This is a genomic window from Massilia sp. Leaf139 (assembly GCF_001424165.1).
Classification (GTDB): Bacteria; Pseudomonadota; Gammaproteobacteria; order Burkholderiales; family Burkholderiaceae_D; genus Telluria.
The window spans coordinates 341,775-355,268 of record NZ_LMOJ01000023.1; the positions used below are offsets into that span (position 1 = coordinate 341,775).

Sequence of the window (13,494 nt, forward strand, 5' to 3'; positions counted from 1 at the left end):
ACCGCCAGTAACACCCCTCGGGAACCTGTTCCGGAACTTCCCCCTCAAAGCTAATTTGGGGGAGAACGACATGACCAGGCCCGCATTCCCCAGCGATATCGGGCGCGAGCAATTCAATCTCGTGCGCGACATGCTCGAGGCGGCGCGCCGCAAGACGCGCCCGCGCAAGCACGACCTCTACGACGTGTATTGCGCGGTGCTGTACTTCCTGCACACGGGGGCCGCCTGGCGCAGCCTGCCGCGCGACTTCCCGCCCTGGCGCACCGTGCACGAATATTTCACGCAGTGGACGATGCTGCGCGACGGCGAACGCACGCTGCTCGAACAGACCCTCGACAAACTGGGACGCGATACCGAGCTGGCGCAGTTGCAGCGCCTATTGCGGCCGCGCTAGCGGTGGCCTTTGTGCGACGCTTCCGCAAAAAGTTCCGTCTGCGCGATGAAGCCGGCTGATCTTGAACAGATGTCCGTCGAGCTGAACACCGTCTTGTCACAATCTGTTGCGATTTCGAATCGTGCATGCCATACGGCTGGGCTAAGCTGGGATATTGTCATTTTTTCATCCCGGCGCCATGTTCGACCACCTGAACCTCTTCCTGTTTTCCCTGTTGAATGCCGCGCCCGACCTGGACGGCTGGCGCCTGCACGGGGCGATCTTCGCCGCCGAATGGGTGATCCTGGTGGTGCCGGTCGGCCTGGTGCTGATGTGGACGCAGGGTGGTGAGCAGCGCGAAGCGGCCGTGCACGCCTTCCTGGCGGCGGTCGTGGCGCTCACCATGAGCAAACTCATCGGCTTGATGTGGTTCCATCCGCGCCCCTTCATGCTCGAGATCGGCCAGAACTTCCTGCACCATGCGCCGGACAGCTCCTTCCCCAGCGACCACGCGACCAGCATGTTCTCGGTGGCGCTGGCCTTGATGCTGAGCCGGCTGCGCGAGGCGCGCCGCTTCGGTGCCCTCTTGCTGGCGCTGGGCGTGGTCGTGGCCTGGGCCCGCGTCTTCCTCGGCGTGCACTGGCCGCTCGACATGGTCTGCGCCTTCCTCGTCTCGACCCTGGCGGCGCTGCTGCTGTACACCCGCGCCGGCCAGGTGCCGGCGGCCTTGCTGGTGGCGGCGATGCAGGCCGTCTACCGGCGCGTGCTGGCCGCGCCGATCGCGCGCGGCTGGCTGCGGCCCTAGGCGTACCTAAGATAAGCACCATGGCTGCGCCTTGCCCTGGCGCTCATGTCAGGCGCTCTAGTCAGTTCTGCGGGGTTTCCGGCTCCGCCTTCTCGAACACGAGTTCCCCCTTCTCGTCGAGGTGGAACAGGCCGAGCGGCTTGCCCGTCACCTGTTCCGGCGCTTCCAGCTCGCTGCAAGTATTCGTTTCCACGCGCCAGGACAAGTCTCCGGCGCGCAGCGTATAGACGTTCTCGCCCGATTCAAACAGCTCGATCTCCACGTCCGCCATCGGCAAGGTGCCGAGCGGAATGCGGCGCTGGCAGTCCGGCATGCGCGAGGCCAGCACATCGAGCGTGACTTCCTTCTTCCAGAAATACTCCTGCAGCGCGCGCACCGTCAGTGCGTGCTGGTTACCGTCGATGGTATAGCTGGCCGAATCGTCGACGCAGCCGGCGAGCAGCAGGGGAGCGAGCAGAAGTAATTTGCGCATGCAGGGGTTCCAGGTTGCGGCGCGACGATAAGCGCGCCGTGGGCAGTATAGAACGCGGCTTTCTGCGCATGCAACTGTGCAGGGCCGCGTCCTTATCGCTTCGTTTCCCAGCCGCCGCCCAGCGCCAGGAACAGATTGATCTGATCCGTCGCCAGCTTGGCGTTTGACGCCGCCACGGCCGCCTCGTTCGCCGCCAGCGTGCGTTCGGCGTCGAGCGTGCTCAAGAAGTCGGTGCGGCCGACGCGGTACAACCGGGCCGCCTGTGTGGAGGCAAGGGCGCTCTGGTCGCGCGCCGCCGTCAGTGCCGCATGGCGGTCGAGCTCGCGGGCATAGCTCGTCAGTGCCGTCTCTGTTTCGCGCAGCGCGTTCAGCACGACACCGTCGAAACGCGCCAGCGCCGCCGCCGTCCCCGCCTCCGCCTGGGCGATGTGGGCGCGCGCCGTGCTGGTAGACGGCAGCGACCACGCGATCAAGGGGCCGAGGCTGTAGCGCAGGGTCTCGCCCGCCCCGAATCCGGATAGCGCCCCGGTGCTGCCCGCCGACAGGCCCAGGCTGACCTGCGGATAGAGTTCGGCGGTCGCCACGCCGATGCGCGCCGTGGCGGCCGCCAGCTGGCGTTCGGCCTGACGGATGTCGGGCCGGCGGCGCAGCAGCGCGGCGCCGTCGCCGACGGGAATCGCGGCCGCCAGTTGCGGCACGCGTTCGCATTGCGCCAGCGCCGGCGGGAAGCGCGAGGGCGTCTCCCCCAGCAGCGCGGCTAGACGGTAGAGGGCGCTGCGACGCTGGGCTTCCAGCGGTGGCACGGCGGCGCGCAGCTGTTCGAGCTGGCCGCGGGCGCGGCTGTTATCGAGGGCCGTACCGCGCCCGGCTGCGACGCGTTGCGCGGTGGAGCGGACGAATCGATCCTGCAAGGCCAGCGACTGGCGCGCGATCGCGATTTGCTGGCCGGCCGCACAAGCGTCGGCATAGGCGCGCGTGGTGTCGGCGGCCACGGACACACGGGCCAGCTCGCTCGCGGCCTGCGCCGCTTGCGCATCGCCGCCCGCCGCCTCGACCGCGCGCGCGAGCTTGCCGAACAGGTCGAGCTGATACGACACGTGCAGGCCGGCGTCGTAGCTGGCCCGATCCGGCAGCGTATGCCCGGCGCCCGCGGCCCGGCCGATTCCTGGTGCCGCCGAGACGTCGACCTCGGGCCTTCCCATCTGTTCGGCCTCGGCCAGTACGGCGCGGGCGCGCGCCAGGTTGGCGGCCGCGATGCGCAGGTCGGTGTTGGCAGTAAACGCCTGGGCGATCAAGGCGTCGAGCGTGCCGTCGCGGTACAGGCGCCACCACTCAACTGGCAGCGCCTCCTGGCTGAACGGTGTGGCGGCGGCGCCGAGGAAAGGCATGGCCGCCTCCGGCCGCTTGACGGCAGCCCCTTCCGGCACGCGGTAATCCGGCCCGACGACGGTGCCGCAAGCAGCCAGCAGCAGAGACAGCGCGGCCAGGGAGAGCGAACGCGGGCGCATCACGACGCCTTCCGTGCCGCAGCCGGCAGCACTTGCACGGTGGCCGTCTGCCCGGCCACCAAATGGACGTCCTTCGGCAGCGGATCGAGCGCCACCCGCACCGGAATGCGCTGGGCCAGGCGCACCCAGTTGAAGGTCGGATTAATGTTGGGCAGCATGTTCGTGCCCGTCGTGCGGTCGCGGTCGGCGATGCCTTCGGCGACGCTCTCGACGTGGCCGGTCAGCTGCTGGCGCGCGCCCATCAGCGAAACGGTGACTGGATCGCCGGGGTGGATCGCACCCAGCTTGGTTTCCTCGAAATAGCCTTCCACGTAAAACGAGCCGCGGTCGATCAGCGCCAGCACCGGATGGCTGGCGCTGACGTAGGCGCCGGCGCGCAAGTCCAGGTTCGTCACCGCGCCGCCCACGACCGACACCACGCGCGTGCGTTCCAGGTTCAGGCGCGCCGTGTCGCGGTTGACCACGGCCTGCGCCAGCGCCGCCTGCGCCTGCTCGACGCGCGATTGTCCTTGTTCCCGCACTTCCTGCGCCACCAGCTCGCCCAGCTGGACGTTGCGGCGCGCTTCGCGCCGGGCCTGGTTCAGCGCCGCCTGCGCGGCCTGCTCGAGCGCCTGCGTTTGGCGCAGCGCCAGTTCGAAACGCGCGCGGTCGACTTCGAACAGGACGTCGCCCGCGTTCACTTGCTGGTTGTCGCGCACGAAGACGCGGGTGACCTGGCCGCTGACGTCGGGCGCCACCTGCACCACATAGGCTTTTACACGGCCGTCGCGCGTCCAGGGCTCGATTTCGTAGTGACGCCACAGCTGCCAGCCGGCGAAGAGGGCGCCGGCCGTGGCCAGCAAGGTGATGCCGACGCGTCCGATGTTTTTATAGGTGAAGTTCATACGCTAAAACCAGTTGGATCCAAATAAACGAGGCTGCCCAGTACCATCACGAACAGCGAGAAATCGAACAGTGCCGGATGCCACACATGGCGGTAGAAACCGGCCCTCGCGAGCACGCGGCTGCACAGCCGAGACAGGCCAAAGGCAAGGGGCGCCAGCAAGAGCAGCGGCGGAAAATAGATGCCGTAGAGGCTGACTTCGCCGATCATCAAGTCTCCTTGTCGAGCAGAGGGGTGGGTTCGTAGGGCGCCGCCTGCGGGAACAGGTCGCGCCGGATGCCGGCCAGGGCCGCCAGCGCGGTCTGTCTGGCCTGCGAATCGACGGCCGCGCTGACCGAACGCAGCGTGTTGTCGAGCGCGGCGAGCAGCTGAGCGTCTGCGCGCGCGTCGGCCTGCGGGCGCATCGCGAAATGGCGCGCCAGCTGTTCCAGCAGCGCCCCCAGCGCGGCCTGGCTGCGCCCGAGTTCAGCGCCCACGGCGCGCAACTGCGTCATGTTCAGGCCGATGCGCAAGTCGACCAGAGCGTCGGCCGCCTGCAAATCCTGCTGCGGGCCGGCCAGGGCCAGGCGCGGCGTCAGCAGGGCGATGCGGTCGACCATGCGCGCCGAGAATTCCGGCACCGAGGGGCTGCGCTGGCCGATCTGCGCCAACTCTCTCCAGCCGGCGCGCAGCAGGCGCCGCGCCGTCCAGGCGGCGCCAACGCTGCGGAACATGCCGATCACCAGCACGGCCAGGGCCAGGCCGGCCAGCTGCGCCAGGGTCGCATTGATGAAAGAGGCGGCGTCGGCCGTGTTGGTGTCCTGCAGGGCCAGGGTGCCGGCGATGCCGAACATGAAGGGCATCGCCTTGCCGAAGGTGGCCGGGCGTGCAATCAGCACACCGAGGAGCAGAAAGGCCGGCGCGCAAGCCAGTACCAGCATCTCGAAGCTGTGGATCGCCGGCAGCACCGCCAGCAGATAAAAGGCGGAGACCGGCACCGAATAGATCGTCCACACCAGGAAGCCGCGAATGAACGGTACCGGATCGTCCTGGGTCGCGAAGAAGCAGGACATCACGGCCGCCATCATCGGCACCGCCGCGCCGGCCGGCCAGCCGGTGGCGATCCAGAAGGCGCAGCCGGCCAGGGTGGCGATCACGGCCGCCGCCGCCGACACCAGCGCCATGCCGTGATCCAGGTGCAGGGCCTGCGGTTTCACGGGCGGCAGGTGATAGGCCGCTTGCGGCAGCATGCCTGCCGTGCCGGCGCCGATGTGCCGGCGCAGTGCCTGGGTGTCGACGCAGACGTCGACCAGCGCGCGCAGGCGGGCGGCCAGGTTGACCTGCAGGAGATCGCGCCAGTCGGCATGGCGACTCGCGGCGGGTGTCAGCGCGTCGATCGCCGCGCGCAGGGCCGCCGGCGTGGTCTGCGGCGTCTCGCCGCGGCGCGTACCCGTCCAGGCCGCGATATCGGCCAGCAGCGCATCCCAGCGCGCGGACGCATCGACCCCGCGCAGGGCGTGCAGCCGGTCTTCGATGGAAGACAGCAGCGGCACCATGGCGGCGAGGCGCTCCTGCAGCGCGTGGATCGCATTCGCCGTCCAGCGCAGGTGCGAGGTGTCGAAGGGCAGGTGCACCGCCATCATGCGCAGCTCGGTGATGTCGCCCGCCAGCTTGCGCCGGTCGAGCGAGGCATCCACTGCGCCATTCGGGGCCAGTGCATCGCCGATCCAGGCTTGCGCGTCGCGCAGCGCGTGATCCAGACGCGCCAGCAGCACCGGCCCGAACTCCTGCGGGAACACCAGCGAATGCACCAGGGTCGCGCAGCTGATGCCGAGCAGGATCTCCTCGACCCGGGCCAGCGCAATATCGAAGATGGTGCCGGGGTCGTGCACGGCCGGGAAGGCGATCAGCCCGGCGGTGTACCCCGCCAGCATCAGTACGTAGGAGCGCGGCGTGCGGTCGAGCAGGGAAACGTACAGGCAGGCGCCGACCCACAGCGCCAGGGCCAGCGACAGCAGCTCGGGCGAGTTCGCGAACAACGGCACGATGAGGACGGTGGCCAGGGCGCCCAGCAGCGTGCCGCCGAAGCGGTACACGGCTTTCGAGCGCGTCGGGCCGGCGAAGGGCGCGGCGACGATATACGCCGTCATCAGCGCCCAGAACGGACGCGGCAGGCCGATGCGCATCGCCAGGTAAAGCGCGAGCATCGCTGCCGCGAAACTTTTAAGCGAAAACAGGGCCTCGTCGGTCGAGGGCAGCTTCACGCCGGCTGCTCTCCGGTGGCGTCGAGCTTGCCGGTGCGCGCGCCGATGCTGGCCAGTACGCGCAGGCAGGCGTCGATGTCGGCCGGGTCGAGCCCGGCGAACACGCTGCGGCGGAAGGGGATCAATGCCGCTTCCATCTGCGCGGCGCGGCTGCTGCCCTCGTCGGTCAGTTGCAGCAGCTTGGCACGGCGGTCTTGCGGATCCTCGCGCCGCTCGATCAGGCCGCTCTCGATCAAGAGATCCACCACGCGCACCAGCGACGAGGGTTCCAGCCCCAGGGCCTCGGCCAGCACACCGGGACGCACGCCCTCCGGGCGGAGACGGCCGAGGATCAGCACCGGCAGCGCCGTCGCCTGCGACAGGCTGAACTGCGACGCCACCCTGTCCGCCATCGCCTTATAGGCGCGCGAGGCGTGGGTCAATGTAGCGGTCAATTGGATCAGGGTCTGGTCGAAAGTGTCCATGGAGCGGTGATTTACTTTAATACTGAAATTTTAGCATACGAAGTAAATGTGCGCAGAAAGGCATGCAGCCGTTTTCGCAGGACAGGAGGATCAGGGTTGGGCGGCGCGCTTGGCGCGCAGGGTTGCGATCGCGGCCAGCGCGGCGGGCACGTCGAACTCGTGTTCCGGCTCGACCTTGCGCAAGACCTCGATCGGCGCATAGCCCCAGTGCACGGCGGCAAAGGCGACGCCCGCGCGGCGCGCGGCCTCGGCGTCCAGCGCCTGGTCGCCGATGTAGAGCGCGGCGTCGGGCGTCACGGCGGCGCGTTTCAGGACTTTGCGGATGCGTGCGGTCTTGCCGAAGATCGACATGCCGCATTCGTACTGGCTGATCAGGGAAGAGAGTTCCGGCCCCAGCACCTGGCGCACGTTGTCCTCGGCATTCGAGGAGACGATGGTGAGATCGACCCGGTCGCGCGCCAGCTCGCGCAATGCATGGTCGACCTGGGGAAACAGGCGCACCTGGCCGGCGTTCTCGCGCATCAGGGTCTTGAAGCTGGCGGCCGCCAGCGGCAGCTTCCAGGCCGGCATGCCGACGTGGCGCATCATCTCGCGGGTGCCGAAGTAGCGCAGGCGCTCCACATGCGCCGGGTCGATGCGGCGAAAGCCGTGCTCGTCAGCGATCCGGTTGAAGACGCTGAGCAGGAAAGGAAACGAATCGGCCAGGGTGCCGTCGAAGTCGAAAATGGCGAGGCGGTAGCGCATGCCCGGAATGATACACAAGCAAAGCTACCGCCTGATGACCGCTCAAGCTTGTCCCGTGCGCTCCGGCACCACGAAGGCCAGGCTTTCCTCGAACGAGCGCAGCACCATGTCAACGTGTTCCTGCACCACCGCCTGGTTGGCCGCCGTCTCGCCGAAGGGCAGGCGGATCGTCACCAGCAGCGCGTTCGGCAAGCCCGCGCGCAGTTCGTCGGCCACGCGTTGCCATTGCTCCAGCATCGATTCGACCGGATAGATCAGGAACACGGTCGAGACCAGGTCGGCCTTGTCCGGGCCCGGCGTGTCCTGGTCGGCGCCGATGACGACGCTGCGCGCGTCGACGTCGAGTTCGCGCAGCGAGCGCACCAGCAGCTCGGTCAGCAGATCGTCGCGCTCGGTGCCGAGGCCGGCACACAGCACGATCGAGTGCGAAGGCACGTCGAGCGATCCCTGCCAGCGGCCCAGGCGCGCTTCGCGCATCTTGCGCAGGTGGGCGCCGACATTCGCGTCGAGCAGGGACACGCGCCCGCGCCGGCGCTTGCGCATCGGCTCGCTCGAAACCGGCGTCAGCGTCGCGGCGACGTCGGCAATGGTGTTGCGCACGTGGTCTACCTGCGCGCTCTCCAGCTGGCCGGTGCGCTGTTCGGCGGCGGCCATCGAGATCCCCGGCAGCAGGATCTGGTCGCAATAGCGCGCGAAGCTGTGGCGGTCGAGATAGCTGCGTGCGTCGGAAATGATACTGTGTGTCTCACCTGCGAGCACGCGCTGATAGAAGCGCTGGGCCACGTTCACGTTCGGCACGTCGCCCAGCAGGATCGTTACCGGCTCCAGCGCGCGCACGTGGCGCCCGGCCACCACCAGGCACAGCGTCAGCGGCGTCGAGAGCAGCAGCCCGACCGGGCCCCACATCGCGCCCCAGAACAGCGCCGAGACGATTACCGCCAGCGGAGACAGGCCCGAGCTGTGGCCGTATACCTTCGGCTCGACCACGTGCGCCACCACCAGCTCCAGCAGCAGCAACAGCGCCAGGCAGGACAGCGCCATCGTCCAGCCCGGATCGATTGCGGCGACGAAGATCGCGATGAACACGCCCGCCACCATGATGCCGACATAGGGCACGAAGCGCAGCAGGCCGGACAAGGCGCCCCACAGCACCGCATGCGGCACCCCGAAGGCCCACAGCAGCACCCCGACCAGCGCCCCGAAGGTGAGATTGACGACGAACTGCGACAGGAAGAAGCGCGACACGCCGCGCGTCGCATCCGACAGGGCGCGCACCGTGCGGCTGATCTCGGCCTGGCCGGCCAGGCGGATCACGCGGTCGCGCAGGGACTCGTGTTCGAGCAAGATAAAGATCAAGAGCACCAGCACCAGGCCGGTCTCTCCGATCGGCCCCCAGGCCAGCGCGAACAGGCGCGCCAGGGTGTCGCGCGTGGTGGCGCGCGGCGCGCGGATCTCGACCGGCAGCGGCTGGTTCGCGCCCGTGGTCAGTGTGCCGCGGCGCACGGTGACGGGCGGCGGCGGCGGCAGGGGAGATTGCGGCGCCACGGCGCTCAGTTCGGCCTCCAGGCGCGCGAACGGGCGCTCGGTGATTTCGCGCACGCGCTCGATCTTGGAGCGGATCGCGGCGCGGTATTCGGGCAGGTCGCGCGTCACGGCGACCAGCTGGAAGGCGAGGATGGTGCCGACGCCGACCACGCAGGTGCCGGCCAGCACGACGGACACCAGGGTCGCCGGCAGGCGCGGCAGGCCGACGCGGCGCAGCGAACGGATCAGGGGCGCCAGCACCAGGCTCAGGATCGTCGCCAGCGCCAGTGGCTCGAGCACGTCGCGCCCGAAGTACAGCAAGCCGAGGAGGCAGGAAGCGGTAACGACCGAATTGGCGGTGAGGTTGTTGAACAGGCTTGATTCGCGCATGAAGTGCTTATCCATAGATGGCCGGCGCCGGCGCGTGGCAGAGGCACCGGCGCCAGCAGTCTAGCATCAATGGCAACCCGGCAGTTCGGGGCGGACGCAGCTTCCTCAAGCGCCTGCGAGCGCCGCCAGCAGGCTTGATGCGTCGACCGGTTTCACGAAGTGGCGGTCGAAGCCGGCCTGGCGCGAGGACTCGCGGTCGCTGCTCTGGCCATAGCCGGTCAGCGCGACATAGGTCGCCTGCGCCAGCGCCGGCTGCGCGCGCAGCTGGCGCGCCAGCGTGTGGCCGTCGATCAGCGGCATGCCGATGTCGAGGATGAACACGTCCGGCGGGGCAGCCAGCGCCGCGCCGACGGCGTCGCGCGGGTCGTTGATCGTCTGCACCCGGTGGCCGGCCGCGCCCAGCAGGGCGGACAGGGTGGCGGCCGCGTCGACGTTGTCGTCGACCAGCATGATGCGCAGCGCCCGGCCGGTGGCCGCCACCGACAGCGGCGCCGGCGCCACGGGCCGCGCCAGCTGGGCGGCGGCCGGCAGCTCCACCGTAAACGTGCTGCCCAAACCCGGGCCGCCGCTGCGCGCGCCGACCTGGCCGCCGTGCATGCCGACGATGTTCTTCACCAGCGCTAGGCCCAGGCCCAGGCCGCCCTGGGCCCGGTCCGGCGTGCGCTTGCCCTGCACGAACAGGTCGAAGATGTGCGGCAGCAGGCCCGCCTCGATGCCGTTGCCGTTGTCGCTGACGGCGATGCGCACCACACCGTTATCGACCTCGAGCGCCAGGGTGATGCGCCCGCCCGGCGGCGTGTACTTGGCGGCATTCGCCAGCAGGTTGGCGGTCACCTGGATCAGGCGCGCGCGGTCGCCCAGCACGCTCGCCGGCGCCGAAGCAAGCTGCAGCGCCAGCGTGTGGCGCCCGGCTTCCAGCAGCGGATGCACCTGCTCGGCCGCGCTGGTGACGACCTGCTTGACGTCGACCGGCACCCTCTCCAGCTGCACCATGCCGCGCGTGACGCGCGAGACGTCCAGCAGATCGTTGACCAGCGTCGTCATGTGGTTGACCTGGCGCGAGATCACCTCGCTGTACTGGCGCACCTTGTCCGGATTGTTCGGCGCCAGGCGCAGTACCTGGGCCGCCGCGCTGATCGGCGCCAGCGGGTTGCGCAGTTCGTGCGCAAGCATGGCGAGGAACTCGTCCTTGCGGTGGTTCGCTTCCTGCAGCGCCTCTTGCGTCAGCTTGGCTTCGTGGATGTCGGTGTCGGTGCCCAGCCATTTGACGATCTCGCCGCTGGCGCTGCGCAGCGGCAGCGCGCGCGCCAGGACCCAGCGGTACTGGCCGCTGTGGTGCAGCGCGCGGTAGGTCATCTCGTAGGGCTCGCCGGTGGCGACGCTGTGTGCCCAGCGCGCGCGGCCGCGTTCCTGGTCTTCCGGGTGCAGCATGTCCTCGGCCCAGGTGCCGCCCTCGGCCGAACCGGGCGCGACGCCGATGAAGCGGTAGAACTGCTCGTTGTGATAGTCGATCGTGCCATCCGGGCGCGCCGTCCACACCATCTGCGGCGACGCGTTGGTGATGGTGCGGAAGCGCAGCTCGCTGTCCTTGAGTTCTTCCTCGAAGCGCTTGCGCTCGGTGACATCGCGCGTGGTGCCGGCGACCGCCTCGACCTCGCCGTCGGGCCCGAGGATGGGCACGAAGATGTAGTCGTAAATGCGGCGCCCGAAGGCGCCGTTGAACGGCACCTCGCCGCGGATCGGGGCCTTGGTCGCTTTCACCTGCTCGATCTCGCGGTCGTGCATGGCCGCATGCCAGGGCTCGTAGCCCAGTTCCAGGCAGGTCTTGCCGACCGATTCCTCGAAGGTACGGCCCCACATCTGCAGCAGCACGGCATTGGCATAGGTGAAGCGGTGCTCCAGGTCGAACACGTAGACCAGGTCGGGCGTGTTCGACAGCACGGTTTCGTACAGGCGCCGGCGCCGTTCGGATTCCTCGGCCATGGCGGCCAGCTCGTGCTCGGCCGCGGCGTGGCGCGCCGCGTTTTCCTGTTCGCGCAGGTGGCGCTCGGTCAGCAGCGCGACCAGGTCGGTGAAATAGCCGATCTCGCTCACCAGCGCCGCGCCGGGTGCGCTTTGATGGGCATGGAAAAAGGCCAGCGTGCCGAGGATCTTGCCGCCGGCCGAGTGCAGCGGGAACGACCAGCAGGAACGGATGCCGTGTGCCTCGGCCAGGCCGAGATAGGGCGCCATCAGCGGCTCGGTGCGTATGTCCTCGACGATGACGATGGACGCGGCGTGAGCGGCGCGTCCGCAGGGCGGGCCATCCGCGGCGACCGGCAGCCGCGTCAGAGCCGTCGTCAGCTGCGCCGGAACGCCGCTCGCCGCAGCCAGATACAGTTCGCGCGCCGGCTCGTCCATCAGGTAGACCGAGGCCCAGCTCCTGTCGTCGATCAGGCGCCGCGCTTCGTCGAGCAGGCTTTGCAGGATGACGTCGTACGGGGCCCCGCGTACCGCATCCGACAGCACGTGTTTCAATCCGTCGAATTTCAAGCCAGCTTCCTGGGACTTCATCGTGTGTGCGCCGCTGATGGAAAGATCCCGATTCTAGCTCAGCGGCCCCGCGGCGATGACGCTTTATGTTGCGTGCATGAGTCAAGCGTTATAAGTCAGGCCGCCTGCAGCGCGGGAATCAGCGAGCGGTGCGCGGCCACGCCCGCCATCGCGCCGTCGGCCACGGCAAAGGCCACGTTTCCGGCAGCGCGCGCCATGTCGCCGCAGCAGAACACGCCGGGGACGCTGCTCGCCTTCATGGCGTCGGTCTGCACGAAGGCTCCCATCGGCCCTTCTTCAAACGCGCAACCCAGCTGCGCTGCGATCGGACTGGCGGGATGCATGGCCGGCGCGACGAACAGGCCCGCCATCGGCAGCACGCGTCCGTCGGCCAGCACCAGCTCGGCTTCGCCGGCGATACGCGCCACCCGGCCCCGTTCGACGATCACGCCGCGCGCGTCCAGCTGCGCCAGCTGGGCGGCGTCCGGCGCGAACGCGCCGTTCAGGAAGAAGGTGACCGTGCCCCAGTCGGGCAGCATCAGCGCGTGGTGCATCGACACCGGCCCCACGGCGAGCACGCCGATGGCGCCCGCATCGAGTTCGTAGCCGTGGCAGTAGGGGCAGTGGAACACGCTGCGGCCCCAGCGCTCGCGCAGGCCCTCGATGGCCGGCAGTTCGTCGCGCACGCCGGTGGCCAGCACCAGGCGCCGGCCCGCGAGCTTGGCGCCGTCGGCCAGCGTCACCATGAAACCGTCATCCTGCGCACGGGCGCCGGCCGCCGTGCCGTCGATCCAGGTCACGTTCGGATACTTCAGCAGTTGGGCGCGCCCGCTGGCGGCGATGGCGGCGGCCTCGCTGCCGTCCTGGGTCAGGAAGCCGTGCGAATGGCCGGCGTAGCGGTTGCGGCGCTGGCCGCCATCGATCACCAGCACCCGGCGCCGGGCCCGTGCCAGTTGGGTCGCGGCCGACAGGCCGGCATAGCTGCCGCCGATGACGATGGCGTCGAATTCAGGTGTGCTTGCGGTGTGCATGGTGTTCTCCCAGGTGCTGCGCATGTTCCAGGTACTGCGCATTGAAACGTTCGGACAGTTCCGCCAGCGAGACCTCGCCCAGGCGCCGGATCAGGAGCGCCTCGGCCTCGTCGAAGGCGCTCGCCAGCGACTGGTTCACCACCTTCTCGACCAGGCATTCCGGATGGTCGACCCGGTTCCCCATCGCGAACACGGTGGGCGCGCCGACCGCCTCGTAGATGTCGCGCAGGGTCAGCCGCGCCAGGTCGGCCATGATCACCCAGCCGCCACCATGGCCCTTGCCGGAGCCGACATAGCCCCGTTCGCGCAGGCCGGCCAGGGTGCGCCGCACCAGTACCGGGTTGGTCTGCAGGAAGCCGGCCAGCTCCTCCGAGGTGAGCGGGCGCGCGCTGTGGGCCATGTGCAGCAGCAGGTGCAGGATCGAGGAAAGTCGGGAATCGCGTCTCATGTAACTTATAATAGTACAAAACGGTGCGCCGTGCACGAGGCGTAGCTGCGCGCCGCCATTTTCAATAGTGTGTTTCC

General features: G+C 68.9%; 12 protein-coding genes and 1 pseudogene. 2 read left to right on the top strand and 11 right to left on the bottom strand.

The genetic code is table 11. The annotated features are described in order from the left end of the window. Positions 1-70 precede the first annotated feature (70 nt). Both ASF77_RS15670 and ASF77_RS15675 read left to right on the top strand, forming a co-directional pair. Positions 71-346: pseudogene (locus ASF77_RS15670) on the top strand (transposase); the annotation flags it as partial. A gap of 226 nt (positions 347-572) precedes the next feature. Beyond that, the gene (locus ASF77_RS15675) at positions 573-1,178 is read left to right on the top strand and encodes a phosphatase PAP2 family protein (RefSeq protein WP_056341150.1); all 606 of its coding nucleotides are present in this window, start codon (positions 573-575) and stop codon (positions 1,176-1,178) included. A 61-nt stretch (positions 1,179-1,239) separates the two neighbouring features. Here ASF77_RS15675 and ASF77_RS15680 read toward each other — a convergent pair whose 3' ends face one another. The 11 genes from ASF77_RS15680 to ASF77_RS15730 form a co-directional block, all read right to left on the bottom strand. Next, positions 1,240-1,650, bottom strand: coding sequence for a hypothetical protein (locus ASF77_RS15680; RefSeq protein WP_229445458.1), 411 nt, complete (start codon positions 1,648-1,650; stop codon positions 1,240-1,242). A 92-nt stretch (positions 1,651-1,742) separates the two neighbouring features. Then, positions 1,743-3,158 (bottom strand): efflux transporter outer membrane subunit, encoded by a 1,416-nt coding sequence (locus ASF77_RS15685; RefSeq protein ID WP_056341152.1) that lies wholly within the window; start codon positions 3,156-3,158, stop codon positions 1,743-1,745. Then, a complete protein-coding gene (locus ASF77_RS15690) occupies positions 3,158-4,042 on the bottom strand; it encodes an HlyD family secretion protein (protein ID WP_056341154.1) in 885 nt (294 codons plus the stop codon). The genes ASF77_RS15685 and ASF77_RS15690 overlap by 1 nt, the downstream gene beginning before the upstream one ends. Then, a complete protein-coding gene (locus tag ASF77_RS15695; protein WP_056341156.1) occupies positions 4,039-4,251 on the bottom strand; it encodes a DUF1656 domain-containing protein in 213 nt (70 codons plus the stop codon). The genes ASF77_RS15690 and ASF77_RS15695 overlap by 4 nt, the downstream gene beginning before the upstream one ends. After that, positions 4,251-6,284 (bottom strand): FUSC family protein, encoded by a 2,034-nt coding sequence (locus ASF77_RS15700; RefSeq protein WP_056341157.1) that lies wholly within the window; start codon positions 6,282-6,284, stop codon positions 4,251-4,253. Before ASF77_RS15700 ends, ASF77_RS15695 begins: the two co-directional genes overlap by 1 nt. Continuing rightward, positions 6,281-6,748 (bottom strand): MarR family winged helix-turn-helix transcriptional regulator, encoded by a 468-nt coding sequence (locus tag ASF77_RS15705; protein WP_056341159.1) that lies wholly within the window; start codon positions 6,746-6,748, stop codon positions 6,281-6,283. The genes ASF77_RS15700 and ASF77_RS15705 overlap by 4 nt, the downstream gene beginning before the upstream one ends. A gap of 90 nt (positions 6,749-6,838) precedes the next feature. Beyond that, positions 6,839-7,492 carry an HAD hydrolase-like protein gene (locus ASF77_RS15710; RefSeq protein WP_056341161.1) on the bottom strand — a complete coding sequence of 218 codons (654 nt, stop codon included), beginning with the start codon at positions 7,490-7,492 and terminating at the stop codon, positions 6,839-6,841. Between the two features lie 42 nt (positions 7,493-7,534). Next, a complete protein-coding gene (locus ASF77_RS15715; RefSeq protein WP_056341278.1) occupies positions 7,535-9,406 on the bottom strand; it encodes an AI-2E family transporter in 1,872 nt (623 codons plus the stop codon). A 105-nt stretch (positions 9,407-9,511) separates the two neighbouring features. After that, positions 9,512-11,938: a PAS domain-containing protein gene (locus ASF77_RS15720; protein ID WP_162244863.1), complete on the bottom strand. Its 2,427-nt coding sequence runs from the start codon at positions 11,936-11,938 to the stop codon at positions 9,512-9,514. Between the two features lie 116 nt (positions 11,939-12,054). After that, entirely contained in the window at positions 12,055-12,969 is a 915-nt protein-coding gene (locus ASF77_RS15725) for an NAD(P)/FAD-dependent oxidoreductase (protein ID WP_056341165.1), read from the bottom strand. Continuing rightward, a complete protein-coding gene (locus ASF77_RS15730; RefSeq protein ID WP_056341167.1) occupies positions 12,947-13,417 on the bottom strand; it encodes an Rrf2 family transcriptional regulator in 471 nt (156 codons plus the stop codon). Before ASF77_RS15730 ends, ASF77_RS15725 begins: the two co-directional genes overlap by 23 nt. Positions 13,418-13,494 lie beyond the last annotated feature (77 nt).

What these genes read in the sequence shown, in the direction of transcription:
- ASF77_RS15675 (WP_056341150.1), top strand. Translation starts at nt 573, where the DNA reads ATGTTCGACCACCTGAACCTCTTCCTGTTTTCCCTGTTGAATGCCGCG.
- ASF77_RS15680 (WP_229445458.1), bottom strand. Translation starts at nt 1,650, where the DNA reads ATGCGCAAATTACTTCTGCTCGCTCCCCTGCTGCTCGCCGGCTGCGTC.
- ASF77_RS15685 (WP_056341152.1), bottom strand. Translation starts at nt 3,158, where the DNA reads ATGCGCCCGCGTTCGCTCTCCCTGGCCGCGCTGTCTCTGCTGCTGGCT.
- ASF77_RS15690 (WP_056341154.1), bottom strand. Translation starts at nt 4,042, where the DNA reads ATGAACTTCACCTATAAAAACATCGGACGCGTCGGCATCACCTTGCTG.
- ASF77_RS15695 (WP_056341156.1), bottom strand. Translation starts at nt 4,251, where the DNA reads ATGATCGGCGAAGTCAGCCTCTACGGCATCTATTTTCCGCCGCTGCTC.
- ASF77_RS15705 (WP_056341159.1), bottom strand. Translation starts at nt 6,748, where the DNA reads ATGGACACTTTCGACCAGACCCTGATCCAATTGACCGCTACATTGACC.
- ASF77_RS15710 (WP_056341161.1), bottom strand. Translation starts at nt 7,492, where the DNA reads ATGCGCTACCGCCTCGCCATTTTCGACTTCGACGGCACCCTGGCCGAT.
- ASF77_RS15715 (WP_056341278.1), bottom strand. Translation starts at nt 9,406, where the DNA reads ATGCGCGAATCAAGCCTGTTCAACAACCTCACCGCCAATTCGGTCGTT.
- ASF77_RS15725 (WP_056341165.1), bottom strand. Translation starts at nt 12,969, where the DNA reads ATGCACACCGCAAGCACACCTGAATTCGACGCCATCGTCATCGGCGGC.
- ASF77_RS15730 (WP_056341167.1), bottom strand. Translation starts at nt 13,417, where the DNA reads ATGAGACGCGATTCCCGACTTTCCTCGATCCTGCACCTGCTGCTGCAC.